The 25360-nt window shown below is 66.1% G+C and carries 27 protein-coding genes; 22 read left to right on the top strand and 5 right to left on the bottom strand.

Annotated elements, in window-relative coordinates; all coding sequences use genetic code 11:
* The first annotated feature begins 54 nt into the window (after positions 1-54).
* Positions 55-1206 carry an acyltransferase family protein gene (locus tag QBJ92_RS02565; RefSeq protein ID WP_277968121.1) on the top strand — a complete coding sequence of 384 codons (1152 nt, stop codon included), beginning with the start codon at positions 55-57 and terminating at the stop codon, positions 1204-1206.
* Between the two features lie 24 nt (positions 1207-1230).
* Here QBJ92_RS02565 and QBJ92_RS02560 read toward each other — a convergent pair whose 3' ends face one another.
* From QBJ92_RS02560 to QBJ92_RS02550, 3 genes are all read right to left on the bottom strand, one after another.
* Complete coding sequence (locus QBJ92_RS02560; protein WP_277968120.1) at positions 1231-1665, bottom strand: hypothetical protein; 435 nt, start codon at positions 1663-1665, stop codon at positions 1231-1233.
* Between the two features lie 63 nt (positions 1666-1728).
* The gene (locus tag QBJ92_RS02555; RefSeq protein WP_277968119.1) at positions 1729-2877 is read right to left on the bottom strand and encodes a M14 family metallopeptidase; all 1149 of its coding nucleotides are present in this window, start codon (positions 2875-2877) and stop codon (positions 1729-1731) included.
* A complete protein-coding gene (locus QBJ92_RS02550; RefSeq protein WP_277968118.1) occupies positions 2874-3566 on the bottom strand; it encodes a DUF4136 domain-containing protein in 693 nt (230 codons plus the stop codon). Before QBJ92_RS02550 ends, QBJ92_RS02555 begins: the two co-directional genes overlap by 4 nt.
* A gap of 150 nt (positions 3567-3716) precedes the next feature.
* Between QBJ92_RS02550 and ykgO the strand changes: the two genes are divergently transcribed.
* Both ykgO and QBJ92_RS02540 read left to right on the top strand, forming a co-directional pair.
* Positions 3717-3842, top strand: coding sequence for a type B 50S ribosomal protein L36 (ykgO, locus tag QBJ92_RS02545; RefSeq protein ID WP_004210176.1), 126 nt, complete (start codon positions 3717-3719; stop codon positions 3840-3842).
* A 7-nt stretch (positions 3843-3849) separates the two neighbouring features.
* The gene (locus QBJ92_RS02540) at positions 3850-4467 is read left to right on the top strand and encodes an HAD family hydrolase (protein ID WP_277968117.1); all 618 of its coding nucleotides are present in this window, start codon (positions 3850-3852) and stop codon (positions 4465-4467) included.
* Between the two features lie 95 nt (positions 4468-4562).
* On the opposite strand, the gene pyk is transcribed toward QBJ92_RS02540, so the two are convergent.
* The gene (pyk, locus tag QBJ92_RS02535) at positions 4563-6017 is read right to left on the bottom strand and encodes a pyruvate kinase (RefSeq protein WP_277968116.1); all 1455 of its coding nucleotides are present in this window, start codon (positions 6015-6017) and stop codon (positions 4563-4565) included.
* An 83-nt stretch (positions 6018-6100) separates the two neighbouring features.
* Here pyk and QBJ92_RS02530 point away from each other — a divergent pair, with 83 nt between their 5' ends.
* The 5 genes from QBJ92_RS02530 (at position 6101) to ruvA (ending at position 9300) form a co-directional block, all read left to right on the top strand.
* Positions 6101-6397 (top strand): DUF1244 domain-containing protein, encoded by a 297-nt coding sequence (locus tag QBJ92_RS02530; RefSeq protein WP_277968115.1) that lies wholly within the window; start codon positions 6101-6103, stop codon positions 6395-6397.
* A 206-nt stretch (positions 6398-6603) separates the two neighbouring features.
* Complete coding sequence (locus QBJ92_RS02525; RefSeq protein WP_010160912.1) at positions 6604-6843, top strand: DUF2312 domain-containing protein; 240 nt, start codon at positions 6604-6606, stop codon at positions 6841-6843.
* Positions 6844-6985: 142 nt separating this feature from the next.
* Complete coding sequence (locus QBJ92_RS02520) at positions 6986-7729, top strand: YebC/PmpR family DNA-binding transcriptional regulator (RefSeq protein WP_277968114.1); 744 nt, start codon at positions 6986-6988, stop codon at positions 7727-7729.
* A 376-nt stretch (positions 7730-8105) separates the two neighbouring features.
* The gene (ruvC, locus tag QBJ92_RS02515; protein WP_277968113.1) at positions 8106-8591 is read left to right on the top strand and encodes a crossover junction endodeoxyribonuclease RuvC; all 486 of its coding nucleotides are present in this window, start codon (positions 8106-8108) and stop codon (positions 8589-8591) included.
* 112 nt (positions 8592-8703) lie between these two features.
* Entirely contained in the window at positions 8704-9300 is a 597-nt protein-coding gene (gene ruvA, locus QBJ92_RS02510) for a Holliday junction branch migration protein RuvA (RefSeq protein WP_277968112.1), read from the top strand.
* Between the two features lie 16 nt (positions 9301-9316).
* Here the strand turns inward: ruvA and QBJ92_RS02505 are convergent, their stop codons facing one another.
* A complete protein-coding gene (locus QBJ92_RS02505) occupies positions 9317-10216 on the bottom strand; it encodes a 2-hydroxyacid dehydrogenase (RefSeq protein ID WP_277968111.1) in 900 nt (299 codons plus the stop codon).
* A 59-nt stretch (positions 10217-10275) separates the two neighbouring features.
* Here QBJ92_RS02505 and ruvB point away from each other — a divergent pair, with 59 nt between their 5' ends.
* From ruvB to QBJ92_RS02435, 14 genes are all read left to right on the top strand, one after another.
* Positions 10276-11298, top strand: a complete 1023-nt coding sequence (gene ruvB / locus QBJ92_RS02500; RefSeq protein ID WP_277968110.1) for a Holliday junction branch migration DNA helicase RuvB — start codon at positions 10276-10278, stop codon at positions 11296-11298.
* A gap of 69 nt (positions 11299-11367) precedes the next feature.
* Positions 11368-13638 carry a phosphoenolpyruvate--protein phosphotransferase gene (gene ptsP, locus QBJ92_RS02495; RefSeq protein WP_277968109.1) on the top strand — a complete coding sequence of 757 codons (2271 nt, stop codon included), beginning with the start codon at positions 11368-11370 and terminating at the stop codon, positions 13636-13638.
* A 108-nt stretch (positions 13639-13746) separates the two neighbouring features.
* On the top strand, positions 13747-14673 hold the full coding sequence (locus tag QBJ92_RS02490) for a helix-turn-helix domain-containing protein (protein WP_277968108.1): 927 nt from the start codon (positions 13747-13749) through the stop codon (positions 14671-14673).
* Positions 14674-14725: 52 nt separating this feature from the next.
* Positions 14726-15694 (top strand): tetratricopeptide repeat protein, encoded by a 969-nt coding sequence (locus QBJ92_RS02485; protein ID WP_277968107.1) that lies wholly within the window; start codon positions 14726-14728, stop codon positions 15692-15694.
* Between the two features lies 1 nt (position 15695).
* A complete protein-coding gene (gene tilS / locus QBJ92_RS02480; protein WP_277968106.1) occupies positions 15696-16730 on the top strand; it encodes a tRNA lysidine(34) synthetase TilS in 1035 nt (344 codons plus the stop codon).
* Positions 16731-16811: 81 nt separating this feature from the next.
* Positions 16812-18764, top strand: coding sequence for an ATP-dependent zinc metalloprotease FtsH (gene ftsH, locus QBJ92_RS02475; RefSeq protein WP_277968105.1), 1953 nt, complete (start codon positions 16812-16814; stop codon positions 18762-18764).
* Positions 18765-18957: 193 nt separating this feature from the next.
* Entirely contained in the window at positions 18958-20226 is a 1269-nt protein-coding gene (locus QBJ92_RS02470; RefSeq protein WP_277968104.1) for a glutamate-5-semialdehyde dehydrogenase, read from the top strand.
* The gene (locus QBJ92_RS02465) at positions 20226-20840 is read left to right on the top strand and encodes a nicotinate-nucleotide adenylyltransferase (RefSeq protein ID WP_277968103.1); all 615 of its coding nucleotides are present in this window, start codon (positions 20226-20228) and stop codon (positions 20838-20840) included. The genes QBJ92_RS02470 and QBJ92_RS02465 overlap by 1 nt, the downstream gene beginning before the upstream one ends.
* Before the next feature lie 8 nt (positions 20841-20848).
* On the top strand, positions 20849-21259 hold the full coding sequence (rsfS, locus tag QBJ92_RS02460) for a ribosome silencing factor (RefSeq protein ID WP_431358354.1): 411 nt from the start codon (positions 20849-20851) through the stop codon (positions 21257-21259).
* 39 nt (positions 21260-21298) lie between these two features.
* Positions 21299-21721: a 23S rRNA (pseudouridine(1915)-N(3))-methyltransferase RlmH gene (locus QBJ92_RS02455; RefSeq protein ID WP_277968102.1), complete on the top strand. Its 423-nt coding sequence runs from the start codon at positions 21299-21301 to the stop codon at positions 21719-21721.
* A gap of 2 nt (positions 21722-21723) precedes the next feature.
* Positions 21724-22896, top strand: a complete 1173-nt coding sequence (locus QBJ92_RS02450; protein WP_277968101.1) for a murein hydrolase activator EnvC family protein — start codon at positions 21724-21726, stop codon at positions 22894-22896.
* Between the two features lie 107 nt (positions 22897-23003).
* Entirely contained in the window at positions 23004-24347 is a 1344-nt protein-coding gene (locus tag QBJ92_RS02445) for a S41 family peptidase (protein ID WP_277968100.1), read from the top strand.
* Position 24348: 1 nt separating this feature from the next.
* On the top strand, positions 24349-24816 hold the full coding sequence (locus QBJ92_RS02440; RefSeq protein WP_277968099.1) for a disulfide bond formation protein B: 468 nt from the start codon (positions 24349-24351) through the stop codon (positions 24814-24816).
* 2 nt (positions 24817-24818) lie between these two features.
* Positions 24819-25352, top strand: coding sequence for a demethoxyubiquinone hydroxylase family protein (locus tag QBJ92_RS02435; RefSeq protein ID WP_277968098.1), 534 nt, complete (start codon positions 24819-24821; stop codon positions 25350-25352).
* Positions 25353-25360: the final 8 nt, after the last annotated feature.

Below are 25360 nucleotides of genomic sequence, written 5' to 3'. Positions count from 1 at the left end.
TTGCCTTCCCGCGCCTTGGACCGGATGCCCGGTAAAACGGCGGGGAGGCTATAAGTGGATACAGCATCGGCAGCGACTTCGACGACGGCCGTCGCGCCGGGCAAGAGCCACTATGTCGTGCTGGACGGGTTGCGCGGCGTTGCGGCGTTGATGGTCGTGATCTTCCACACGTTCGAGGCCTATGCCGACAACGACCCGACGCGGCAGATCGTCAACCACGGCTATCTTGCGGTGGATTTCTTCTTCCTGCTGTCAGGGTTCGTGATCGCCTACGCCTATGACGATCGCTGGGGCCGCATGACCCGGTGGGAATTCTACGCGCGCCGCCTGATCCGGCTGCAACCGATGGTCGTGTTGGGCAGCATCATCGGCGCGGCGTTGTTCTACCAGCAAGCCGGGGGGCTGTTCCCCAAGATCGCCGGAACGCCTGTTTGGCAGATGCTGCTGGTGATGCTGCTTGGCTTCACGCTGCTGCCGCTTCCCAAGCAACTCGACATCCGCGGATGGGACGAGATCCACCCGCTCAACGGGCCGGCCTGGTCGCTGTTCTACGAATATATCGCCAACATCGCCTACGCGCTCGTCCTGCGCAAACTGTCCAGCCGCGTGCTGGTCGTCCTGATGCTGCTGGCCGCGGCGCTGTTGCTGGAGGTTGCGCTGCTCGGCCCGCGGCGGGACTTGGTCGGCGGCTGGTCGCTCGACGTCGCTGGGGTGCATATCGGGCTTGCGCGGCTGTGCTTCCCGTTCCTCGCGGGGATGCTGCTGATGCGGTCGGGAAAGCGCATCAAGACTCGACACGCGTTCGGCGTCTGCAGTGTCTTGCTGGTCGCGGCGTTGGCGCTTCCGCGCATGGGCACGACACCGCATGACTGGACCAACGGGCTCTACGACGCGTTGTGCGTCCTCCTCCTGTTTCCCCTGATCGTCGCGATCGGGGCAGGGGAGAAGGCGGTCGACGGACCCACCGTCCGGATCGCGCGATTCTTCGGCGACCTGTCGTTCCCGCTCTATATCACGCATTATCCGCTGATCTACCTCTACACGGCTTGGGTGGTCGACAACCGCATCCCGCCGGCACGCGGTGCGATCTGGGGCGTCGTGCTGGTCGGGACCGCCGTGGCGGTCGCCTATGCCAGCCTGAAGCTCTACGACGAGCCGGTGCGCCGCTGGCTGGCGGCACGCTTCCTGGCCCGCGCGCGATCCTAGGCGCGGGGGTGCCTGGGATCCCGGTCAGTGGTCCTCGGGGGCGTTCCGGCACTTCGGGAACCCCCCGGCGACCTGCCGTGCGCTCCAGTTTTCATGCGGTGTCTTGGTAACGAGCAGCGCGGATGTCGCGTTATAGGTGGGTCTGAATGTCTGACCCGGGCCCTTCAGCGCATTGTCATGGAAACAGAGCTGCAGGCGCCCCGGACCGGCGGACAGGATGATGAAGCTCATCTCCCAGCTCCGATCGGTGCGCAGCAGGCGGGCTCCCGCAGGCGTTTGCTCGACCAACACGAAGTCATAGTCCGCGAAGGTCGTTTTGCCAGGAAGGCGGCGGGGACCGACGGAATTGCGGAAAGATGTCAGGTCCAAGTTCTGAATGACGTCCCGTACTGCACGCGGCGCCGGAGTCGTCGCGAGCGCCGATCCACTTGAGAACACCGCCGCCACGGCGATCCACATGGCCCGACCCATTCCGATTGCTCCAACAAAGGTTGAGCCCAAGCGCCGCGGTAGTGTTCGCTCTCAAATCGTGTCGATCATGTCCGCAAGCACCGTCAAGCACGCATGGGCCAGCGTCTTCGACCGTTCGCCCGACCAGCCAAACTCGGCATCAGGGTTGGGATCATGATCCTTGAACGGCATCTCGAGCGTCATCGACACCGCCCCGAACCGCTCCGCCACCTGGTTGGTCGACATCGACAAGTTCGCGCGACCCGGTGCCGCCTTGTCATAGCCCTTGGCGGTCTGGAAATCGGGCGTCACCGCCTCGAGCCGCTTCCCAAAGTCGGTGTATTTCGCGCCCTGTGCCTCGGTCCACGACGGAATCCCCTCGAACCCTGCAAAGAAGTTCGCCGGGATCGCTTCGTCCCCGTGCACGTCCATCGCGAAGTCCACGCCGGCGCGGTCCATCGCGGCGAGCACGCACAGCACCTCTGGGCTCTTCTCGGGCGTCGGGGTGAGCCATTCGCGGTTGAGGTTCACCCCCGCCGCGTTGGTGCGCAGATGCCCGCGGAACGACCCGTCCGGGTTCATGTTGGGCACGCAGTAGAAGGTCGCCTTCTCAAGCAGCGTGGCGATCGACGCGTCGCCAGCGTCGGTCAGCCGTTCGAGCAGGCCTTCCATGAACCATTCGGCCATGCTCTCGCCCGGATGCTGCCGCGCGTAGAACCACACGGGCTTGGCCCCCGTACCGATCTGCAGGCAGTCGATCGCACGGCCGTCCAGCGTCTGGCCGAGTTCGTGATGCGTGACCCCCGGCGCGAGCGCGATCCGCGCGACCAGGTCGTCGTGGCGCTCCATCGTATAGGGCTGGAAATAGGCGAACCAGGCGAGGTCGCCCGTTCCGGTCCACTCGAATTCGAGCACCCCATCGACATAGCGCGTCGGGATCATCCGCCAATGGATCCGGTCAGTGCTGACGCGGACCTTGTAGCCCGGCCACCCGAACGGATAGGCCGAGCCCCCGGCGTTGAGGATGCGGAAGGTGCAGGTCGCCCCCTTCACGCCCGAGACGCGGAAGTGAAACCACTGGTAAAAATCGGACTGGCGGTCGTGCGCGATGTTGAGATCGATCCGGGCGGCATGGCTGCCCCCCGACTCGATCCCGACCAACTGGATGTTGCCGCTGTCGAACGCGGCGTTGATGGCGATGCTGTGGTTAAGGGCGGTCATTTCACCGTGATAGTGCGCCCTGATTCGCCGGGGAACCCCTGGAACAGCGCTGCCGCCAATTTCCGCGCGACCGCATCGGGCTGCGCATCGCGCGCGCGGTCGTCCGCGCTGGTCTGCGCGCGGCCTTCCCAGATGATCGTCTGGTCGCTGCGACGCCGGATCTGCACCTGCATGTCGGTCAGCGCGATCGCGCGATATTTCGGGCGGCCGATCGGGAACGAAATGCCGCCACCCAGGCCTATGCCGCCGCCGCGATACCCGCCGCCGCCGCCACCGCCGCCGCCAAGACCGATCTGCACGCCACTGCTCTGTGGCGTGGTCTCGCGGAACTGCCGACTATAGCCGACCACGGCGAGATATTGCGATGCGCCAGGCGTGCTCGCTGCAGTGAAGCCGTGCCGCAGCGCCTCGTCCTGCACTGCGTTGGCGTAGTTCTGAAATTCCAGTCCCGTCTCGATCGGGATCCGCTGTTGCGGGTTCTGCGGCGAAGGCTCGACCCCGACGTTCGAGCCATAGGTGCCGTAGCGCCCGACCGTTCCGCGCTGCATCGGCTCGACCGCGATCGACCCCGTTTCTAACGGTGCGCCGAGGTGGAAGCGGGTGACTTCCACCGGACCGCTGCGGGGCGTCGTCGCGCAAGCCGCAAGCGTGGATGCTGCTGCCAGTGCCAAACCCAAACCGATTTTCATGCGCTTGCGCCTTTAAGAGATCTTGTTGCGATGGGTAACGCTTCGACGCCCGGTTGGGGTTCCGCGGCAACCCGATCTTGACTAAGCCTCCCGTGCCCCATATGCGAGCGCCTCTTTTCCACATTCCAGAATTTGCAAAGCGAATCGATCATGAAGATCCGCAATTCCCTGAAGTCGCTCAAGGGTCGTCACCGCGATAACCGCGTGATCCGTCGTCGTGGGCGCACGTACGTCATCAACAAGACCAACCGTCGCTTCAAGGCGCGTCAGGGTTAATCACCCGATGCGTTCCGGGACGCGTGCCGTCGTTTTCGACGTCGGCAACGTCCTGTACGACTGGAACCCGCGGTTCCTCTATGAGCGCCTGATCGATGATGATCGGGCGCTCGATGCGTTTCTGCGGGATGTCGCGACCAAGGACTGGCACTTCCAGCATGACGCTGGCCGCCCCTTCTCCGAAACCTCGGCGGAGCTTGCGGTTGCGCATCCGGATCATGCCCATCTGATCGCTGCCTGGGGGCCGCGATTCGTCGAGCAACTCGGGGGCATGCTTCCGGGAATGGACGCGCTTGTGCGCGAGATCGAGGCGGCAGGCGTGCCGCTGTATGCAATCACCAACTTCTCGGGCGAGTTCTGGCCGCCGTTCCGCGAGCGCGAGGCGGCGCTGTTCGATCGTTTCGTCGACATCGTGGTGTCGGGCGACGAGTTGCTGACCAAGCCGGATCCCGCAATCTATCGCTTGGCGCTCGACCGGTTCGGGCTGGAGGCGGGGGATGCGCTGTTTATCGATGATCGCGAGGACAACGTCGCCGGCGCGCGGAGCGTTGGCATGCCGGCGCTGGTCTTCATCGATGCCGAGACGCTACGCGCCGATCTGGTGAACCACGGAATTCTCGATTGATTTGAAGCGTCGCGCTCCCGCCTGGGCAGGAGCACCAGCGCGGTAGGTAGGTGCGCGCGAGGGTGAACCCCGGGACAGGCCCGGGGTTACCGAAATCAGCCGTAATCCTTCAGCTCATCGCCGACGATCCGCACCACGTGAAGCACGTTGGTCGATCCCGGCGTCTTGAACGGTACACCCGCGATGATGATCACGCGGTCGCCGGCCTTCGCCAGCTTGTGCCGCAGCGCCATGCGCTTGGCCTTGGCCACCATCGCCTCGAACGAATCGACGTCCTTGGTGTGGACCGCATAGGCGCCCCAAAGGAGGCCGGCACGCCGCGCAGTCTCGATGTTGGGGGTCAGCACCATTAGCGGCACGCCCGGCCGCTCGCGCGCGACGCGGCGCGCGGTCGAGCCCGAGGCGGTAAAGCAGATGATCGCTGCCGCATCCACCGTATGCGCAATGTTCTTGGCAGCTTCCGACAGCGCGTCGGCGGTGGTTGGGTCCGAATGGATGACGGTGAAGTGGATCCGGTCGCCGTGCGTCGGGTCCTTCTCGACCGCCTCGCCGATCGCGTTCATCATCGCGACCGATTCCTTCGGCCATGCGCCGGCGGCACTTTCCGCCGAGAGCATGATCGCATCCGCGCCGTCATAGATCGCGGTCGCAACGTCGGACACTTCTGCGCGAGTCGGCGAAGGCGAGGAGATCATCGATTCGAGCATCTGCGTCGCGACCACGACCGGGCGGCCAAGCCGGCGCGACACTTCGATGATTCGCTTCTGCAGCGGCGGGACACTCTCGGGCGGCAGTTCGACGCCGAGATCGCCGCGCGCGACCATCACGCCGTCGCACGCCTCGACGATTTCCTCGAGCCGCTCGATTGCCGAAGGCTTCTCGATCTTGGCAAGCAGCGCGGTCTTGCCGCCGATCAGCTTGCGCGCCTCAGCAAGATCCTCGGGCCGCTGAACGAAGCTGAGCGCGATCCAGTCGACACCCTGGTCGACCGCGAACGCGAGATCGCTGCGATCCTTCTCGGTCAGCGCGGCCATCGGCAGCACGACGTCCGGAACGTTCAGCCCCTTGTTGTTCGAAAGCGCACCGCCGACGACGACGTCGGTCACGATCGTGTCGACCGTATGGCTCGTCACGCGCAGCACGAGCTTGCCGTCGTCGAGCAGCAGGCGCGCGCCCGGCTCGATCGCCTCGAAGATCTCGCGATGCGGCAGTTCGACGCGGGTCGCGTCGCCTGGTGTCGGATCGCGGTCGAGCGTGAAGCTGCTGCCGGTGACCAGTTCGACCCGCCCGCCTTCGAACTTGCCGACGCGCAGCTTTGGTCCCTGCAGGTCCGCAAGGATGGTCGAGGGACGGTTGTAGGTCTTTTCGAGCGCGCGGATCGCCTGGATCACCGCGATCTTCGATTGCTGGTCGCCGTGGCTCATGTTGACGCGGAACGCGTCGGCGCCCGCTTCGAACAGCGTCGCGATCATTTCGGGAGTGCTGCTTGCTGGCCCGAGCGTCGCGAGAATGCGGACTTTGCGTGCGCGGGGGCTGATGGCCTTTGTCATGGAATGTCCTTGCCCTGGGGAGTGGCGTTGCGCGTGCCGCTCTAACCCCTATCTGCGCACGATCAACCTTTGGAGCGAGCGGAATGAGCGATTTGAACCAACTTGATGATTCGGTGGCGGCGGCAGCTTTCCGTCGGCTGGTGCTCCACCTGCGCCACCGCGACGATGCACAGAACGTCGATCTGATGGGGCTGGCGGGGTTCTGCCGCAACTGCCTGTCGGATTGGGTGCAGGAAGCATCGCACGGCAATCTTGATAAGGATGCGGCGCGCGAGACGATCTACGGCATGCCCTATTCCGAGTGGAAGACGCACCACCAGGGCGACGCGACACCGGAGCAGTTGCAGCGGATGAAGGACAGCGTCGCCAAGAATGCATGAGCGGAGGCGGGCAGGGGGGTGACGCGGGGGCCGCGGATGGGTAAGGCCCGCGTCCACCGCCATTCGCCCTGAACCGCCACCGAGCGTGTCGATCCGGCGTATCGCAAAGTGCCCGCTGATCCAGCGCGGCGCCCCCGATACGCCCCGACGCCGCCCGGCCCCTGTTCGGGACGGATGGTCCACGATCTGTTTGCAGGGGACTTTTCATGAGCGAGACCATCGCCGCCGACCAGCTACGCCTTCTCATCGAGCGCATCGAGCGCCTCGAGGAAGAGAAAAAGGGCATCGCGGACGACATCAAGGACGTTTACGGCGAAGCCAAGTCGACCGGGTTCGACGTCAAGACGATCCGCACCATCGTGCGCCTGCGCAAGATGGAAAAGCATCACCGCGACGAGGCGGAAATGCTGCTCGAAACCTACAAGCAGGCGCTCGGCCTGGCGTAAGCGCCGACCGACCTACACTCTTGCCGTCATGCCGGACTTGTTCCAGCATCCACTTCGCCCCGGACGGTATGCGATGGGGCACAGGATAGGATGGATCCCGGCCCAGGCGCCGGGATGACGCGCAGGCAAAGCAGAGAGACCCATGGCAGGCCATTCCAAATACAAGAACATCATGTACCGCAAGGGTGCGCAGGATAAGAAGCGCTCGGGCATGTTCTCCAAGCTCAGCCGCGAAATCACCGTCGCGGCGAAGATGGGCCTGCCCGATCCGGACATGAACCCGCGTCTGCGCATGGCGATCAACGCCGCCAAGGCGCAGTCGATGCCCAAGGACAATATCCAGCGCGCGGTCGACAAGGCATCGAAGGGCGATACCGAGAATTACGAGGAAATCCGCTACGAGGGCTTCGGTCCCGGCGGCGTCTCGCTGATCATCGAGGCGCTCACTGACAACCGCAACCGCACCGCGACCAACGTCCGCACCGGCATGGCCAAGAACGGTGGCAATCTCGGCGCGTCGGGCTCGGTCAGCCATGCGTTCGACCGGATGGGGCTGATTTCCTATCCGGCGTCGGCGGGCGATTCCGAGAAGGTGTTCGAGGCAGCGCTGGAAGCCGGTGCCGAGGACGTCCAGTCGAGCGACGAGGGTCATGAGATCTGGACCTCGAACGAATCGCTCCACGAAGTCGTGACGGCGCTGACCCCGGTGCTCGGCGAGCCCGAGGGCGCCAAGCTCGCGTGGCGTCCGCAGACGATGGTCGAAGTCGGCGAGGACGATGCGGCAACGCTGTTCAAGCTGATTGACGTTCTCGACGACGATGACGACGTGCAGACGGTCTGGGGCAATTACGAAGTGTCCGACGCGATCCTCGAGAAGCTCGGCTAATCCTTCCCTAAAAGCCCCTCCCCTTCAGGGGAGGGGTTGGGGTGGGGCAGTGTCTCACGGAGACTGGCCTAAGTAAGGATTTATCACGCAAAGCCGCAAAGCCGCGAAAAGAAGAAGTTCATGTCTCCCGGCGCGACGGGCTCGCCCCGGTATTTCCTGCCGCCAGTTCCGCGAAGCGGAGGATTGAACCCCGGTGATGCTCGAGACGGCGAGGGAAGGGGCGGTTCTTGAATCACTTCCCTACCTTCAATCTTTGTGGCTTTGTGGCTTTGTGCGAGAACCCCTTCCTTGACCCGGCCAAACCAATGACAGTCCCAAAGCCTTCTTCCTTCGCGGCTTCGCGCCTTTGCGTGAAACCCTCTTCTCCCAGCCAAAAATGCTGATCCTAGGCCTAGACCCCGGCCTCGGCACCACCGGCTGGGGCCTGATCCGCGCCGAGGGCAACCGCCTGAGCCACGTCGCCAACGGTCGCCTCAAGACCGACACCGCTGCCCCGCTCCCGCGCCGCCTCGCGCACCTTGACGCGATGCTTGCCGCGCTCATCGTCGATCACAAGCCCGACGCCTGTGCGGTCGAGGAAGTGTTCGTCAATTCCAACCCGCAAAGCACACTCAAGCTCGGTCAGGCGCGCGGCGTTGTGCTATGTGCGGGCGCAAGAGTCGGTCTCGACGTGGGCGAATATGCCGCAACCCTGGTCAAAAAAGCGGTAGTCGGTGTCGGAAACGCCGAAAAAGCGCAGGTCCACGCGATGGTCTCGCGCTTGCTCCCTGGCGTGAAGATCGACGGCGCGGACGCAGCCGATGCGCTCGCGGTCGCGATCTGCCACGCGCACCACATGGCAAGCGCGCGGCGCATCCCCTGATTTCGCTTTCCCGTGCTGCGCCGTTCCGGGTACGTACCGGCTCCAAGCCGAACAAGAAGGGAGCTCCCGTGACGTCAGCGCCAAGTGCGACCCCGCCAAGCGCGGCTCTGCGATGATCGCGCACCTGCGCGGCGTCCTCAGCGCAACCGATCTCGACCATGCGGTGATCGACGTCGGCGGGGTCGGCTATCTTGTCGGGGCATCGTCGCGGACCCTCTCGGCGATCGGCCCGGTTGGCGAGCCGGTCATGCTCCACACCGAAATGCTGGTCGCCGAGGATTTCATCCGCCTCGTCGGCTTCGCAAGTGCCTCGGAACGCGACTGGTTTCGCCTGCTGACCGGCGTGCAGGGTGTCGGCGCACGGGTTGCGCTCGCGATCCTGTCGGCGCTCGAACCCACCGATCTGGTCCGTGCGATCGCCGCGCAGGACAAGGCGATGGTCGCGCGCGCCAACGGCGTCGGCCCCAAGCTCGCCGAGCGGATCGTTCGCGAACTCAAGGACAAGACCGGCGGCATCGCGCTCGGCAGCGGCGGGGGCGGGATGGTCGCCCCGGTCGGCGCGGGCGCGGATGCGGTATCGGCGCTGCTCAACCTCGGTTTCCGCCCCGCCGAAGCAAGCAGCGCTGTCGCGGCGGCGGAAGAGGAACTCGGCAAGGGCGCAACACTCGACGCATTGGTGCGCCTGGCGCTCCGCAAGGCGGCGAAATAGGCTCGGCGCGGCCGCGCTACACCACGGCGCTCGGCAACGGCGCATCCGCCAGATGCGCGTCGAGATTGGCGATCACCAGCGCCGCCATTGCGCCGCGCGTCTCGACCGTGGCGCTCCCTTGATGCGGCGACAGGACCACGTTGGGCATGGTCTTTAACGCATCCGGCGCAAAGGGTTCGTCCGCGAACACATCGATCCCGGCGCCTGCGATCCCGCCGGTCTCCAGTGCGGCGACGAGAGCTTCCTGATCGACCAGGCTGCCGCGCGCAACGTTGACCAGCACGCCGTCGCCGCCCAGCGCCGCCAGCACCGCGGCATCCACGATTCCCTGCGTCCCCGCCCCACCCGGAGCAGCGAGGATCAGCACGTCGCAGGCGGCGGCAAGCGTCGTGATATCGGGCAGGAACCTCCACGCGACCGGCTTCTGGCTGCGCGCGGTGTAGAGGATGTCACCGCCGAATGGCTCGGCCCGCCGCGCGATCGCGGCGCCGATCCGCCCCAGCCCGAAAATACCGACCTTGCGCCCACTCGCGCGGCGGGCCAGCGGGACATTCCAGCTACCCTCGCGGACGGCGGCGTCGTTCGCGGCAATCCGCCGTTCGATCGCGAGCCACAGGCCGATCGCAAGGTCGGCGACGTCATCTGTCAGCACGTCGGGCGTGTTGGTCACGCGAACCCGACGCGCCTTCGCTGCGGCCAGGTCAATCCCGTCATACCCCACGCCGTTGATCGCGATGATTTCCAGCGCCGGGAGTCGATCGATCAGCGCCGCGTCCACCACACTGCTTCCCCCGCCGCAGATCGCCCGCGTCGTCACGGGCGGATTGCCACGGTGGACCGTGAAGCGCTGCTCCAACGCAGCGACCAGATCGGGCGCCATGTCGGCAACGAGGTACAGGTCGGGAAGGTCAGCCATCGTCATGCCTTAGCCGCTGTACCTTGCTCCGCCCAGCCACCGCGCGCTATCGCCGTGCCATGACCGAAGACCGCATCCTCACCGCTGCCCGCACGCCCGAGGACGTCGACGCCGCGTTGCGCCCCAAATCGCTCGACGATTTCGTCGGGCAGAAGGCGGCGCGCGAGAACCTGCGCGTTTTCATCGCGGCCGCACGGGCGCGGGGCGATGCGCTGGATCACGTGCTGTTCTTCGGGCCGCCGGGGCTGGGCAAGACGACGCTCGCGCAGATCATCGCGCGCGAGATGGGAGTCGGGTTCCGCGCCACCTCCGGCCCGGTGATCGCGAAATCGGGCGATCTCGCGGCGCTGCTGACCAATCTCGAGGACGGCGACGTGCTGTTCATCGACGAAATCCACCGCCTTCAGCCCGCGGTCGAAGAAGTCCTCTATCCTGCGATGGAGGACCGCGCGCTCGACCTGATGATTGGCGAAGGGCCGAGTGCGCGGAGCGTGCGGATCGATCTGCCGCGCTTCACGCTGGTCGGGGCGACGACGCGGCAGGGGCTGCTGACCACGCCGCTGCGCGACCGTTTCGGTATCCCGGTGCGGCTGTCCTTCTACACCGTCGAGGAACTGACGCGGGTCGTGACGCGCGCGGCGGGACTGCTCGGTCTCGCGATCACGCCCGAGGGCGCGACCGAAGTCGCGCGCCGGTCGCGCGGCACGCCGCGGATCGCGGGGCGACTGCTCCGCCGCGTCCGCGACTTCGCGCATGCCGCCGGGCAGGACAGTGTCGATGCGACCGCCGCCGACCGCGCGCTCAATCGGCTGGAAGTCGACAAGCTCGGGCTCGACGCGATGGACCGACGCTATCTCATGATGATCGCGGACATCTATCGCGGTGGCCCGGTCGGCGTGGAAACCCTCGCGGCGGGCCTGAGCGAACCGCGCGACACGGTCGAGGAAGTGATCGAGCCGTACCTCATCCAGCTCGGCCTGATCGCACGGACCGCGCGGGGGCGGTGCCTCAACGCGGGCGGGTGGAAGCACCTCGGGCTCAATCCGCCGGCGGGGAGTCAGGAAAGCCTGTTCGACAGCTGACACCGCGCCCGCGATTCTCTTGTGCGGCGCAAGATGGAACCCACCGCTGCAATCTGTTAGCGCCATCTCATGCCAACCGCAGCCGCCTCCGCCCGTGAAATTCTCGTCCGCCTCCACGATGTGATGGCGTCGCGTACGCCTGCGCAGGCAAAGCTCAACGCGGTGGTCGGGATCGTCGGCGAAGCGATGGCGAGCGAGGTCTGCTCGATCTACCTGCTGCGCGAGGGTGTCCTCGAACTGTTTGCGACCCGCGGCCTCGCGCAGGAGGCGGTACACGTCACCAAGCTGTCGCTGGGCGAGGGGCTGGTCGGCACGATCGCCGAACAGGTCGAGACGCTCAATCTCGACGAGGCGGCGTCGCATCCCGACTTCGTCTATCGCCCCGAAACGGGTGAGGATCGTTACCATAGCTTTGCCGGGGTGCCGATCATCCGGCGCGAACGGGCGGTCGGGGTGCTGTGCGTCCAGCACGTCGAATCGCGCCGCTACGACGATGTCGAGATCGAGGCGCTGCAGACCGTCGCGATGGTGCTGAGCGAGCTCATCGCCAATGCCGAACTGGTCGATGCGAGCGGTTCGGCAACGCTGCGCCCGCAATCCACCGCGCCGATGCGGATTGCCGGGCTCAAGCTGGTCGACGGTATGGCCAGCGGTTGCGCGGTGTTCCATCAGCCGCGCGTCCATGTCGAACACACCGTCGCCGAGGATGCCGAGGCCGAGCGCCATCGCGTCTATGCCGCGTTCGACAAGATGCGCGACCAGATCGAGCGGCTCGCGAGTCAGGCCGAATTTGGCGGCGGCGGCGAGCATGAGGAGGTCCTCGAGACCTACAAGATGTTCGCCTATGACGAAGGCTGGAGCCGTCGCATCAACGAAGCGATCGACAGCGGGTTGACCGCCGAGGCGGCGATCGAACGCGTGCAGCAACGCACCCGGATGCGGATGCGGCAGATCGACGATCCGTTGCTCGCGGACCGGATGCACGATCTCGAGGATCTGTCGAACCGCTTGCTCAGGATCGTCTCGGGGCAAATGGGTACCGCCGCGCAAATGGGGCTGCGGCAGGACACGATCCTGATTGCGCGCAATCTCGGGCCCGCCGAGCTGCTCGAATATGATCGCCGCCGCCTGAAGGGCGTGATCCTCGAGGAAGGCTCGCTCACCGCGCACGTCACGATCGTTGCACGCGCGATGGGGGTGCCCGTGCTCGGTCGGGTCCGCGACATTCGGCGCTTGGTCGGGGAGGGCGATCTGTTGCTGCTCGACGTCACCGCGGGCAACGTGTTCGCGCGTCCGTCCTCGGCGATGGAAGAAGCGTTCGAGACCGCACTCCAGCTTCGCCAGAAACGCCGTGCGGTGTTCGCCTCGCTCAAGAACGTGGCCCCCATCACCAAGGATGGGCATCGACTGACGGTGATGGTCAATGCGGGCCTGCGCGACGACGTTGCCGCGCTCGACATGACGGGCGCGGACGGGATCGGACTGTTCCGCACCGAATTCCAGTTCCTGGTTTCGGCGACGCTTCCCTCGCGCGAGCGGCAGCAACGGTTGTACCGTGACGTGCTGGAAGCGGCGGGGGATCGTCCGGTCGTGTTCCGGACGGTCGACATCGGTGGTGACAAAGCGCTGCCCTATCTCAACAAAGCCGATGCCGACGAGGAGAACCCAGCGATGGGCTGGCGCGCGCTGCGGCTGGCGCTGGAACGCGGCGGCCTGATGAAGGTCCAGGCGCGCGCGCTGCTCGAGGCGGCGGCGGGGCGGACGCTCAACGTCATGTTTCCGATGGTCAGCGAGCCATGGGAATTCGACGAGGCGCGCGCTTTGTTCGAAGCGCAGCGCGACTGGCTGTCCGCACGGAACAAGAAGCTGCCTTCGGAAATCCGCTACGGGGCGATGCTGGAGGTGCCCGCGCTTGCGGAACAGCTCGATCTGCTGCTGCCCAACATCTCGTTCCTGTCGGTCGGCACGAATGACCTCACGCAATTCCTGTTCGCCGCCGATCGGGCCAATCCGAAGCTTGCCGAACGCTACGACTGGCTGAGCGGCGCGATCCTGCGCTTCCTCGTGCGTCTGGTCGAACCGACCCGCGCCGCCGGGGTGCAATTGACGGTCTGCGGCGAAATGGGCGGCCGTCCGCTGGAGGCGATGGCATTGATCGGGCTCGGCATCGAACGCCTTTCGATCACGCCTGCCGCGGTCGGGCCGATCAAGGCGATGGTGCGTACGCTGGACCGTGCGGCCTTGTCCGCGCATATGGCGACGCTTCTGGCGGCTCCCCCGCGCGACATGCGCGGCGCGCTTGCCGAATGGGCCAGGCAACACGGCGTCGAACTGGCGTGAAGCCACGATGGTCGACGCGCAAGGCGTTGACTTGTCCGGCTCGCTTTGTGAGACACGGGGGCGAGGGCCGGACGCACCTGGGGCGCAACCGTACGGCCGGAGGACTGCATGACCGATCCGTTACCGCCGGAAGAGGCGACGCTGTTCCCCAAGACAGCTGGGGAGCGGTTGCGTGAAGCGCGCGAGGCCATGGGACTTTCCCTGGCTGAAGTCGCTGCACGCACCCGTATTCCCGTTCGACAATTGGAGGCGATCGAGGACTCCAATTTCGCGGCGCTGCCGTCGATCACCTATTCGGTCGGGTTCGCCAAGGCGTATGCCCGCGCAGTCGGCGTCGATGAAGTGTCGATCGGCCGGGACATTCGCGGTGCGGTCGACAAGCCCACTACTCCGCGCCGGGTCGAATATCAGGCCTATGAGATCGTCGAACCGTCGCGCGGGCCGAGCCGTGGCCTGGCGGTCGGCGCCCTCATCGCGGCGGTTCTGCTGCTGATCGGCGCAGGGCTATGGTATGGGACCAATCTCTTCCGTAGCGAGGAAAACGTGCCATTGAGCACGCCGTCGATAGCTAGCACGGTCCCGGTCGCACCCCCGGCGAGCGCGCCGATCCCCACGCCGAAAAACGGACCGGTCGTCCTGACCGCGACCGACGAGGTGTGGCTGAAAGTCTATGATTCCGCGAACAAGACTCTGTACATCGGGACGCTCGCGCCGGGCGAGGCCTATACGGTGCCCGACGACGCGGTTGGGCCGATGATCAACGTCGGCCGGCCCGACAAGCTGCGCGTGACCGTCGGCGGACAGCCGATCGCCCCGTTGGGCGACGGCAAGCGCGCGATCAAGGACGTCAAGGTCGATCCCGCTGCGTTGATCGCGCGGGGGCAGCCGGCGCCTGCTGCAACCGATGCTCCGGCGGCGTCGGCTGGCGGTGCGCGTGGCGGCCCGGCAACGGGCGGCGCGCTCAACATCGCCGCGCCATCCACGACGAACCCCGAACCCGCCGCCTTGACGGGAGGCAACCGCGCTGCGCAGTGACGCCCGGTAGCTTCGCCTTGATTTGTCCTTGTCTCGCATCGGGGGGTGCATGATGCGCCGTTTTCCAGTCGTCACCATCCTGCTCGCGGCGTCCGCGCTCGCCACCACGCCCGCCATGGCGCAGTCGAACGTCGAAGGTCGTGTCGGGCGGCTCGAGAGCGAGATGCGCGCGGTGCAGCGCAAGGTGTTCCCGGGCGGCAACGCCTATGTCGAACCCGACAATGTCGCCGCGCAGCCCCAGACCGTGATTCCCGGCACACCGTCGGCTAGCCCGGTCGCGGACTTGACCGCGCGGGTCGATTCGCTCGAATCGCAACTTCGCCAGATGACCGGTGCGGTGGAGACCAATCAGCATCGGATCGACGTCATAGAAGGGCGTCTCAAGACGATCGAGGCGGATGCCGCCGCGGCGCGTGCTGCGGCACCGCAGCCGAGCGTGACCCCCGGCGGGTTCGGCAATACGGCGGCCGACCAGCCGCCGATGGAACGTCCCGCCGATCGGCCCGCTCCGGCGCGGAGCGGGGGCACGCTGGAAGGCCCGACGATGGGCGATCCGACGCGTGGGGCACCTGCCACCACGAATGCCGCGTCGACGGTCAGCGTGGAGCGACCCGAGACCGGCGATCCGGCGGAAGACACGTACCTCTATGGCTACCGGCTCTGGACGGCGAAACAATATCCCCAGGCCGAGACGCAGTTGAAGGCCGTCGTCAGCAAATATCCCAAGCACAAGCGCGCCAGCTACGCGCAGAACCTGCTGGGCCGATCGTATCTCGATGAAAACAAGCCATCGCTTGCCAGCCTCGCGTTCTACGACAGTTACAAGAACTGGCCGGACGGCGACCGCGCACCCGAAAGCCTGTTCTATCTCGCGCAGGCGCTGGTCAAGCTCGACAAGCCGGCAGCGCAGGTATGCAAGGTCTACACGGAGCTACAGCGGACCTATGGCGCCAAGGTCGATGCGGACGCGCGCATGAAGGCGGGCGTAGCCAAGGGGCGCGCGGCATCGAACTGTTCGTGAGATGACGGGGCCCGTCCCGGGGCTCGATCCCGCGCACGTCGCGCGGTTTGGCGCGGATACCGAGTGCACGCTGGGCGGGCCGTTGCCGGAGGAGGCGTGGCTCGCGCTCGCCGTATCGGGCGGGCCTGACAGCATGGCGATGCTGGCGCTGGCAACCGCGGCCTTCCCTCACCAGGTTCTGGCTGCGACAATCGATCACGGCTTGCGCGCTTCCGCGGCGACGGAGGCGGCAATGGTCGCCCGATGGTGTGCCGACGCTAGCGTGCCGCACCAAACGCTCGCCTTACATGAGGAAATCGGTCCGCGCGCGATCCAGGCGACTGCGAGAGCGTTGCGCTATGACCGGCTCGGGGAATGGGTCGCCGAAACGGGCGCCGTCGCACTCGCCACCGCCCACCATGTCGACGATCAGGCCGAGACCGTGCTGATGCGTGCGGTGCGCGGCAGCGGCCCGGCCGGGCTGGCGGGCGTGCGGCCGTATCGGTTCCAACACGCCGATCCCGCGGCAGCGTCGCTGTCTTCCGACTTTGCGATCATCCGGCCTTTACTGGGCTGGCGGCGCGCCGAGTTGCGCGCGATCGTCCTCGCCGCCAACATCCCGTTCGTCGACGATCCCAGCAACGCCGACCGGCAGTTCGAACGCGTACGGGTGCGCGGCCTTCTGGCGGATACGCCGTGGCTCGACCCGGCGGGTCTTGCCCGAACCGCGCATCACGCTGGCGAGGCACACGCTGCGCTGGAGGAGATCGCCGCGTGGCTGTGGGACGATCGTCTGCTGGACCGGGGCGAGGGCGTGATCGCGCTGCGGATCGCGGACCTGCCTCGCGCCGTGCAACGTCTGCTGGTGCGCAGAGCCATTCTCGCCGTGCGGCATTCCGCGCGAATCACCCGCCCGGCGTTCGACCTCGCCAGCAACGTCGAGTCGTTTCTCGATGCGCTTCGGATTGGCGTTTCGGCGACGCAAGGCGGCGTAATGGCGTCCCCGATCGCTGATATCGTGCAATTTACGCCGGAACCGCCGCGCCGATCGCGCTGATCGACGATTCCGCCGCGGCGTTCCATTGCCATTAATCCTTCTGTGCTTATCTTCAGCGTCCGAGAAAGGTACGATCAACCCATGAACGACAACGAAAAGCCGCCCGAAGGGCCGAACCCCTGGATGAAGTCTCTGCTTATCTGGGTCGGCATCCTGGTGGCGCTGGCGCTGTTCGTGACCTTGATCGATACCCGCACCGCCGGAACGGGCGCGAACCAGATCGCCTATTCGACGTTCCTCGACAAGGTCGAGGCCGGGTCGGTTCGGGACGTCAACATCGCGGGCGAAGTCGTCACCGGCAGCTATTCCGACAATACCAAGTTCCGCACGTTCGCGCCGCAGGATCCGCGTCTGACCGACCGCCTGCGTGAAAAGGGCGTCGTGATCAGCGCCAAGCCGGAAGAAGGCGCGCCGATCTGGCAGATTCTGCTGATGCAATCGCTGCCGTTCTTCCTGTTCCTGGGGCTGGGGTATTTCGTCCTGCGGCAGATGCAGAAGAATTCCGGCTCGGGCGCGATGGGTTTCGGCAAAAGCCGCGCCAAGATGCTGACGCAAAAGGAAGGTCGCGTGACCTTCGACGACGTCGCCGGCATCGACGAGGCCCGCGAGGAGCTTCAGGAAATCGTCGAGTTCCTCAAGGACCCGACAAAGTTCGCGCGCCTTGGCGGCAAGATCCCGAAGGGCGCCTTGCTTGTTGGCTCGCCGGGTACTGGCAAGACCCTGCTCGCCCGCGCGATTGCGGGGGAGGCGGGTGTTCCGTTCTTTACGATTTCGGGATCTGACTTCGTTGAAATGTTCGTCGGCGTCGGTGCAAGCCGTGTCCGCGATATGTTTGAACAGGCCAAGAAATCCGCGCCGTGCATCGTCTTCATCGACGAAATCGACGCGGTCGGTCGTCATCGCGGTGCCGGGCTTGGCAACGGCAACGACGAGCGCGAGCAGACGCTCAACCAATTGCTGGTCGAGATGGACGGGTTCGAAGCGAACGAAGGCATCATCATCATTGCGGCAACCAACCGTCCCGACGTGCTTGACCCTGCGCTGCTGCGTCCGGGCCGGTTCGATCGTCAGGTCGTCGTGCCGCGGCCAGATATCGAGGGTCGCATCAAGATCGTCGAAGTCCATATGAAGAAGGTGCCGCTGGCACCCGACGTTGACGCACGCGTCATTGCACGCGGCACTCCGGGCTTCTCGGGCGCCGATCTTGCCAACCTCGTCAACGAGGCGGCGCTGACGGCGGCGCGCAAGGGCAAGCGGCTGGTCGCGATGGCCGAGTTCGAGGAAGCCAAGGACAAGGTCATGATGGGTGCGGAACGCCGTTCCATGGTAATGACCGAGGACGAGAAGCGGATGACCGCCTATCACGAGGCCGGTCACGCAATCGTGTCGATCCACGAAGCTGCGTCGGACCCGATCCACAAGGCGACGATCATTCCGCGCGGTCGTGCGCTCGGAATGGTCATGCGTTTGCCGGAGCGGGACTCGTACAGCTACCACCGCGACAAGATGTACGCGAACCTTGCGGTTTCGATGGGTGGCCGGGTCGCCGAGGAAGTCATCTTCGGCTATGACAAGGTGTCTTCGGGTGCGTCGTCGGACATCCAATATGCGACCGGCCTGGCGCGCGACATGGTCACCAAATGGGGTATGTCTGACAAGGTCGGCCCGGTGGAATATTCGCAGCCGGAAGGGGAATCGTTCCTCGGCTATTCCAACTCCCAGCCGGTTCGCATGTCCAACCAGACCGCACAGCTGATCGACGACGAAATCAAGTCGATCGTTCAGGGTGGTCTCGATCGGGCAAAGCATTTGCTGACGCATCATATCGATCAGCTCCACCTGCTTGCAGGCGCATTGCTCGAATATGAGACGCTGTCGGGTGACGAGATCAAGGCGCTCATCGCCGACGGTAGCCTGTCGCGCGATGACGGACCCAAGAGCCCGTCGGTCCCAGGCGCCGGAACGTCGATCCCGAAGACACGTCGTCCTAAGGGCGGTGGCCCGTTCGGCAGCCCGACTCCCCTCGGCGCCTGACCCCGCTGATCGCGCTTCACTGTTGAAAAGAGCGTCGTTCTGGATCGGAGCGGCGCTCTTTTCGTTTCAGAGACAGGTCGATCCCAAAACGCGCCATGGATAGCCGGGGAAGTCGCCCGTCGGGCATCCCCCACGGGCTCGCCGTGTGATTTCGCTTTGCGGCGGCACCTGTCGCCATGATAGCGACTCCGAAATGACCGATGTAGCCGCCCATGTCGCAGACCTGACGCTCCGTTCGCGTGCCGCCGCGCGCGTGCTCGCAACGGTGCCAACCAAAACCAAGGCCGCAGCCCTGCGCGCGGCCGCGGCGGCGCTCGTCGCGGCGGAAGCGACGATCCTCGCCGCCAATGCCGCCGACGTGGCGAAGGCCGACGCCTCGGGCCTTTCGTCGGCAATGCTGGATCGGCTCCGGCTCGATTCCGGCCGCGTTCGCGCAATGGCCGATGGCGTCGTGGCTGTGGCGGGGCTTGAGGACCCGGTCGGCGCGACGATCGACGAGCGGACACGCCCGAACGGTCTCGTCCTGCGGCGCGTGCGCGTGCCGATCGGCGTCATCGGCATCATCTACGAAAGCCGCCCCAACGTCACCGCGGATGCCGCCGCGCTCGCGGTGATGTCGGGCAATGCGGTCATCCTCCGGGGTGGATCAGAGGCGATCGAGAGCAACCGAGCGATTCACGCGGCGATGGTTTCGGGGCTGACCGCGGAGGGTGTTTCGGCCGATGCAGTCCAGTTGGTCCAGACGACCGATCGCGCCGCGGTCGGCGCGATGCTGGCGGCAGACGGATCGCACGGAGGCGCCGCGATCGATCTGATCGTCCCGCGCGGCGGCAAGGGCCTCGTCGCGCGCGTCCAGGCGGAAGCGCGCGTGCCCGTGCTCGCGCATCTCGACGGTATCAACCACGTCTATGTCGATGCCTCAGCCGATCCGGCGATGGCGAAAGCGATCGTGCGCGATGCCAAGTTGCGGCGGACCGGCGTCTGTGGCGCGATGGAGACGTTGCTGATCGATCGCGGATATGGCGATCCGGACGGCCTGGTCTTGGCGTTGTGCGATGGCGGGTGCGAAGTTCGCGTCGATTCGGCGCTGTCGGGGCGGTTGCCGGCACTGCCCCAGGCAACGGACGCCGATTGGGATACCGAATACCTTGAGGCGATCGCTTCGGCGGCGCTGGTTGATGGGGTCGATGGCGCAATCGCGCATATCGATCGGCACGGATCGCATCATACCGACGCGATCGTCGCCGCCGACCCAGCCGTTGCCGAACGGTTCCTCGCCGAAGTCGACAGCGCAATCGTGCTGTGGAACGCGTCCACCCAGTTTGCGGACGGCGGCGAGTTCGGGCTCGGCGCCGAAATCGGAATTGCCACCGGGCGGCTGCACGCGCGCGGCCCGGTCGCGCTCGAAGGGCTTACCACCTACAAATGGATCGGCTACGGTACGGGACAGATCCGCGGTTGATGCGGGTCGGTCTTCTCGGCGGCTCGTTCAATCCCGCGCATGGCGGCCACCGTGCGATCAGCCTCGCCGCGCTGGATGCGCTGGGGCTGGACGAAGTATGGTGGCTGGTCTCGCCCGGCAATCCACTCAAGGATAGCCGTCGGGATATGGCGCCATTCGCCGCGCGCGTTGCATCCGCGACCAAGATGGCACGCCGCGCACCGATCCGCGTCAGCGCGATCGAACAGCGTCTGGGCACGCGCTACACCGTGGATACCGTCACGCGGCTCCGCCGGCTTTACCCCAGAAAGCGCTTCATCTGGCTGATGGGTGCGGACAATCTCGCGCAGTTCGATCAGTGGAAAGGGTGGCGCACGATCGCGCGTGAGGTTCCGATTGCGGTGATCGCGCGTCCGGGGTATGACAGCGATGCTCTCGCGGCTCCCGCGATGGGTTGGTTGCGGCGCGCTCGTCGGCCCGCATACCAGGCGAAGAACTGGACGCAGTGGAGATTGCCGGCCCTCGTGCTGTTGCGCTTCCGCCCCGACCCGCGCTCCGCGACGCAGCTTCGTGCTGCAGACCCCGCCTGGCAGCGGCATTTCCTGCCAGATGCTGTCACTTCCCCTACCGAATAGGAATCGCCTTGGCTTCAACTTCTCCTGTGTATCGCGCGTCCGAACCCGATGAGGTCGAGGCGTTGCATCGGCTCGTGCTCGCGTCGCTCGACGACGACCAGGCGGTCGATACCATTTCGATCCCGCTGGCGGGCAAATCGACGATCGCCGACTATATGGTGATCGCGAGCGGCCGCTCGACTCGGCAGGTCGCCTCGATGGCGCAGAAGCTGGCCGAGAAGATCAAGGGTGAACTCCGCCGCTCGACCCGGATCGAAGGCTTGCCGACCGCGGACTGGGTGCTGATCGATGCCGGCGACGTGATCGTCCACCTGTTCCGCCCTGAAGTCCGCAGCTTCTACAATCTCGAACGGATGTGGGCCTTCGGTGATGCGCCGACGCCGCCTGCCACGCCCGATCCGTTCGGCGGCGAAGCGTAACTCGCGCCGGCGCTGTGATCGGGGCAGGGGTAAGGGCAAATGCTGCTGCATATCATCGCGCGCGGCCGGATCGGGCGCGGGCCTGAGGCCGAACTGGTCGAGCGTTATGTCAAACGGCTGAACTGGCCCTACAAGCTGACCGAACTGCCCGACACGGGTGGCAAGATGCCGGTCCTCGAAGCGGGAACGCGTGTCGTTCTGCTGGATGAGACGGGCGTCGTACTGCCCTCGCGCGACATCGCCGCGACGCTGGAGAAATGGCGGGACGGTGGGGTGCGCGAAGTTCGCTTCCTGATCGGTGCGGCGGACGGCTTCGACGATGCGGCGCGCGCGCAGGCGGATCTCCTGCTGAGCTTCGGGCGGGCGACGTGGCCGCATCTGCTCGCTCGCGCCATGCTTGCGGAGCAACTGTGGCGCGCCACGAGCATCCTGGCCAACCACCCCTATCATCGCGAGGGTTGATCGTGCGGTCGCGCACGCTCGTGACCCTGGTGGTGGCGGGGACGCTATGCGCGGGTAGCATGGCGCCTGCGCAACCGCCTGCGGACCGGCGCACCGAACTTGCGCGCGCGCGCGCGCAATCGGCGGCAGCGGCAGCGCGCTCGACCGCGCTGGAGCGTCTGGCCGAGGGCGAGCAGAATCAAGCGCGCCAAGCCCTTGCCCGGGAGGCTGCCGTCGCCGCGCGGATTGAACAGGCGCAGGCCGACATCGTCGCGGGGCAAGCGCAAGTTTCGATCGTCACACGTTTGCTGGACACCCATCGTACCCGTCTGGCGGCACAGCAACGCCCCGTTGCGCGCCTGCTTGCGGCGTTGCAGGCGCTGTCGCAGCGCCCGGCGCTACTGGCGGTGATTCAGCCCGGATCGCTCGACGATCTGGTCCATGTCCGAGCGGTGTTGGCGGGCGCAATGCCGGTACTCCGCGCGCGGACGGAGCGCGTCCGGACGGATCTCGCGCAGGCGCGAACGCTGCAGATGCAGGCCACGCTCGCGGGGCAGGCGCTGGCGGAAAGTCGGTCACGGCTCGAAGCGCAGCGGCTGTCGCTCAGTCGTCTCGAACTGGCACACCGGTTGCGCGCGCGCGCCTTGGGGCGCGACGCCGTGTTCGAATCGGATCGTGCGATCGCGCTTGGGGAAACCGCGCGCGAGCTTGTCGACCTGATGGACCAGGCCGGTGCCGAAACCACCACCGAACGCGCGCTTGCGGCCCTTCCGGGGCCGGAACCCCGTCCGGGTGTCGCGGGTGCGACGATGGGCGCGATCTGGCCGGACGGTGCGCCGTATCGCCTGCCCACGACCGGAAAACTCGTCACGGGCTTCGGCGAGGTGTCGGACGCGGGCGTCAGGTCCCGCGGTTTGACCGTGGCGCCCACCGCTGGCGCACCGGTCGTCGCCCCGGCGGCGGGGCGGGTCGCCTTTGCGGGGCCGTTCCGCGGATATGGGACGATCGTCATCCTCGATCATGGCGCGGGGTGGACCTCGCTCGTCTCCGGGCTCGGCGCAACGTCCGTGGCGGTCGGCACTCAGGTCGGCGCGGGCGCGCCGATCGGCACTGCGCCGGCTGGCGCTGCGCCCCGCGTCACGGTCGAACTTCGGCGGCGCGACCGGCCGGTCGATCTCACGCCGCTGCTGGGCTGATCGCTGCGGCGGCTTGTTCCGCTTCGGTTCATGCGCCATGTGCAATGTTGATCCCGCAAACCCGGCTACGGTACAGCGTACCTTCCCGCCGCTCGAGTATTTCGCCGATGTCGCGTTTTTCAACGTCCCTGCTGCAAGCGACCGCGATTGCGGGAGTGCTGGCGATCGTTCCGGTGGGAACCAGCGCGATGGCAGCGGTCGATACCGGCACCTACCGCGAGATGTCGGTGTTCCTCGACGTCTACAATCGCGTGAAGGCGGAATATGTCGACAAGGTCGACGACAAGACGCTGGTCAAGGGCGCGATCGACGGGATGCTCGCGGCGCTCGACCCGCATAGCGCGTATGAGACCGGGCTCGATTACGACAATCTGCGGATCCAGACGCTGGGCAGCTACGGTGGCCTCGGCTTGACGGTGACGATGCAGGACGGGGCGATCAAGGTCATTGCGCCGCAGGAAGACACGCCGGGCGGGCGCGCCGGGATCAAGTCGGGCGACTATATCACCCACATCAACGGCAAGCTCATCTTCGGCCAGTCGCTCGACGAGGCGATCACCCAGATGCGCGGGCCTCCCGGATCGAAAGTCAGCTTGACACTGCTGCGCCCAGGCCGCGACAAGCCGATCGTCGTCGCACTGATCCGCGAGAAGATCGTCCAGAAGCCGGTCAAGTGGAGCGTCAAGGACGGCGTCGGCGTTATCAACATCAACGCATTCTCGGAACATACCGGCGATGCCGTGACCGCCGCGATCAAGGGCATTCAGAAGCAGTTGGGCCGCGATCCGCTCGGCTACATCGTCGACTTGCGCGACAATGGCGGCGGGCTGCGCGACGAATCGATCGCGGTTGCGGACAATTTCCTCAGCAGCGGCGAAATCGTCTCGCAACGCGGCCGCGACAAGGCGGATATCGAGCCTTTCTATGCCGAGAGCTACGTGAAGGGCGATCTCGCGCACGGGTTGCCGATCATCGTGCTGACCAACGCGGGCACCGCGTCGGCGTCGGAGATCGTCGCGGGGGCATTGCAGGACCATCACCGTGCGCTCGTCATGGGCGAACGCTCGTTCGGCAAGGGGTCGGTCCAGACCGTGATCGATCTCGGCGCGAACGCGGCGCTGCGCCTGACGACATCGCGCTATTACACCCCCTCGGGCCGGTCGGTGCAGGAGGGCGGGATCGAGCCCGATATCGCCGTGCCACAGATCTCCGATCCGGATTATAAGTCCCGCCCGGTGTTCCGTGAGGACGATTTGCGTCGCCACCTCATCAACGAGGTCAAGGCCGACAACGCCGCGATTGAGGAAGACACCAAGACCGACCCGCGTTTCGCCGCCACGCCCGAGCAGTTGAAGGCGAAGGGGGTGGAGGACTTCCAGATGAACTATGCGTTGCAGACGATCGGTCGCCTCGGCACCGCTGCTCCGCGGTCGGCAACGGCGGCCAAGTAGGATGACTGCGGACCGCTTCCCGCTTGCGCGACTGTTGGCGCTGGTCGTGCCGGGGGCGCTGCTCGGCGGCGCGCTCTTGTCGCAATATGTCGGCGGGTTGTACCCGTGCGAATTGTGCTGGTTTCAGCGCTACCCGCATATCGTTGCGCTCGTGCTTGCAGTGCACGCATTCGTCCTGCCAGGGCGGGGGACGCAGCGCCTGCTCGTCGCGCTTGCCGGGGTCGCGGTCCTGGTCAGCGGGCTGATCGGCGTCTTCCACGCGGGTGTCGAATATCACTGGTGGCAGGGCTTCACCGAATGCACGTCGACGATGACCGGCCCGGTCACGATCGAATCGATCATGAAGGCGCCGATCGTGCGGTGCGACGTCGCGCAATGGACGCTCGGCGGCATATCGCTCGCCGGGTTCAACGCGGTCTTTTCGATCGGCGGGGCAATCGCCATCTTCTGGGCATTGCGGAGGAAATGAGCATGAACTGGAAACCGGGCGATGCGCGCCGCGCGACCAAATCGATGATCCGGGTCGATCAGGCCGGCGAATTCGGCGCGACCCGCATTTATGCAGGCCAGCTCGCCGTGCTCGGGGACCGCAGCCCAGCCGCGCGCGCGATTGCTGGCATGGCGAACCAGGAAGAACGCCACCGCGCGTTCTTCGATGCGATGATGGCGCGGCGTGGGGTTCGCCCGACGCTCCTCGAACCGATCTGGAACGTGGCGGGCTTCGCTCTCGGCGCGGCGACGGCGGCGATCAGCCCGGAAGCGGCAATGGCGTGCACCGCCGCGGTCGAAACCGAAATCGACAAGCATTATGAGGATCAGCTCGTTGCCTTGGGCGACAGCGACCCAGAGCTGACCGACGCGATCCGCGACTTCCAGGCCGAGGAAGTCGAGCACCGCGAAACCGCACTCGCAGCGGGCGCCGAAAACGCAATCGGCTATCCGGTCCTGAGCGGGCTGATCCGGCTGGGCTGCAAGGTCGCCATCGCCACAGCCAAGCGCATTTGACGGAGACC

The organism is Sphingomonas echinoides (genome assembly GCF_029623395.1).
Taxonomy (GTDB): Bacteria; Pseudomonadota; Alphaproteobacteria; order Sphingomonadales; family Sphingomonadaceae; genus Sphingomonas; species Sphingomonas echinoides_A.
The sequence above is the reverse complement of the archived record's forward strand: the minus strand, read 5'-3'. Positions and strand labels throughout refer to the sequence as shown.

Bases quoted from the DNA above. Each gene is read 5' to 3' on its own strand.
- QBJ92_RS02465 (WP_277968103.1), top strand. From the start codon at position 20,226: ATGCGGGTCGGTCTTCTCGGCGGCTCGTTCAATCCCGCGCATGGCGGC.
- ruvB (WP_277968110.1), top strand. From the start codon at position 10,276: ATGACCGAAGACCGCATCCTCACCGCTGCCCGCACGCCCGAGGACGTC.
- ruvC (WP_277968113.1), top strand. From the start codon at position 8,106: ATGCTGATCCTAGGCCTAGACCCCGGCCTCGGCACCACCGGCTGGGGC.
- QBJ92_RS02490 (WP_277968108.1), top strand. From the start codon at position 13,747: ATGACCGATCCGTTACCGCCGGAAGAGGCGACGCTGTTCCCCAAGACA.
- ruvA (WP_277968112.1), top strand. From the start codon at position 8,704: ATGATCGCGCACCTGCGCGGCGTCCTCAGCGCAACCGATCTCGACCAT.
- tilS (WP_277968106.1), top strand. From the start codon at position 15,696: ATGACGGGGCCCGTCCCGGGGCTCGATCCCGCGCACGTCGCGCGGTTT.
- QBJ92_RS02505 (WP_277968111.1), bottom strand. From the start codon at position 10,216: ATGGCTGACCTTCCCGACCTGTACCTCGTTGCCGACATGGCGCCCGAT.
- ykgO (WP_004210176.1), top strand. From the start codon at position 3,717: ATGAAGATCCGCAATTCCCTGAAGTCGCTCAAGGGTCGTCACCGCGAT.
- QBJ92_RS02445 (WP_277968100.1), top strand. From the start codon at position 23,004: ATGTCGCGTTTTTCAACGTCCCTGCTGCAAGCGACCGCGATTGCGGGA.
- QBJ92_RS02520 (WP_277968114.1), top strand. From the start codon at position 6,986: ATGGCAGGCCATTCCAAATACAAGAACATCATGTACCGCAAGGGTGCG.
- QBJ92_RS02485 (WP_277968107.1), top strand. From the start codon at position 14,726: ATGCGCCGTTTTCCAGTCGTCACCATCCTGCTCGCGGCGTCCGCGCTC.
- QBJ92_RS02555 (WP_277968119.1), bottom strand. From the start codon at position 2,877: ATGACCGCCCTTAACCACAGCATCGCCATCAACGCCGCGTTCGACAGC.
- pyk (WP_277968116.1), bottom strand. From the start codon at position 6,017: ATGACAAAGGCCATCAGCCCCCGCGCACGCAAAGTCCGCATTCTCGCG.
- ptsP (WP_277968109.1), top strand. From the start codon at position 11,368: ATGCCAACCGCAGCCGCCTCCGCCCGTGAAATTCTCGTCCGCCTCCAC.
- QBJ92_RS02440 (WP_277968099.1), top strand. From the start codon at position 24,349: ATGACTGCGGACCGCTTCCCGCTTGCGCGACTGTTGGCGCTGGTCGTG.
- QBJ92_RS02530 (WP_277968115.1), top strand. From the start codon at position 6,101: ATGAGCGATTTGAACCAACTTGATGATTCGGTGGCGGCGGCAGCTTTC.
- QBJ92_RS02525 (WP_010160912.1), top strand. From the start codon at position 6,604: ATGAGCGAGACCATCGCCGCCGACCAGCTACGCCTTCTCATCGAGCGC.
- QBJ92_RS02550 (WP_277968118.1), bottom strand. From the start codon at position 3,566: ATGAAAATCGGTTTGGGTTTGGCACTGGCAGCAGCATCCACGCTTGCG.
- QBJ92_RS02455 (WP_277968102.1), top strand. From the start codon at position 21,299: ATGCTGCTGCATATCATCGCGCGCGGCCGGATCGGGCGCGGGCCTGAG.
- ftsH (WP_277968105.1), top strand. From the start codon at position 16,812: ATGAACGACAACGAAAAGCCGCCCGAAGGGCCGAACCCCTGGATGAAG.
- QBJ92_RS02470 (WP_277968104.1), top strand. From the start codon at position 18,958: ATGACCGATGTAGCCGCCCATGTCGCAGACCTGACGCTCCGTTCGCGT.
- QBJ92_RS02540 (WP_277968117.1), top strand. From the start codon at position 3,850: ATGCGTTCCGGGACGCGTGCCGTCGTTTTCGACGTCGGCAACGTCCTG.
- QBJ92_RS02560 (WP_277968120.1), bottom strand. From the start codon at position 1,665: ATGTGGATCGCCGTGGCGGCGGTGTTCTCAAGTGGATCGGCGCTCGCG.
- QBJ92_RS02435 (WP_277968098.1), top strand. From the start codon at position 24,819: ATGAACTGGAAACCGGGCGATGCGCGCCGCGCGACCAAATCGATGATC.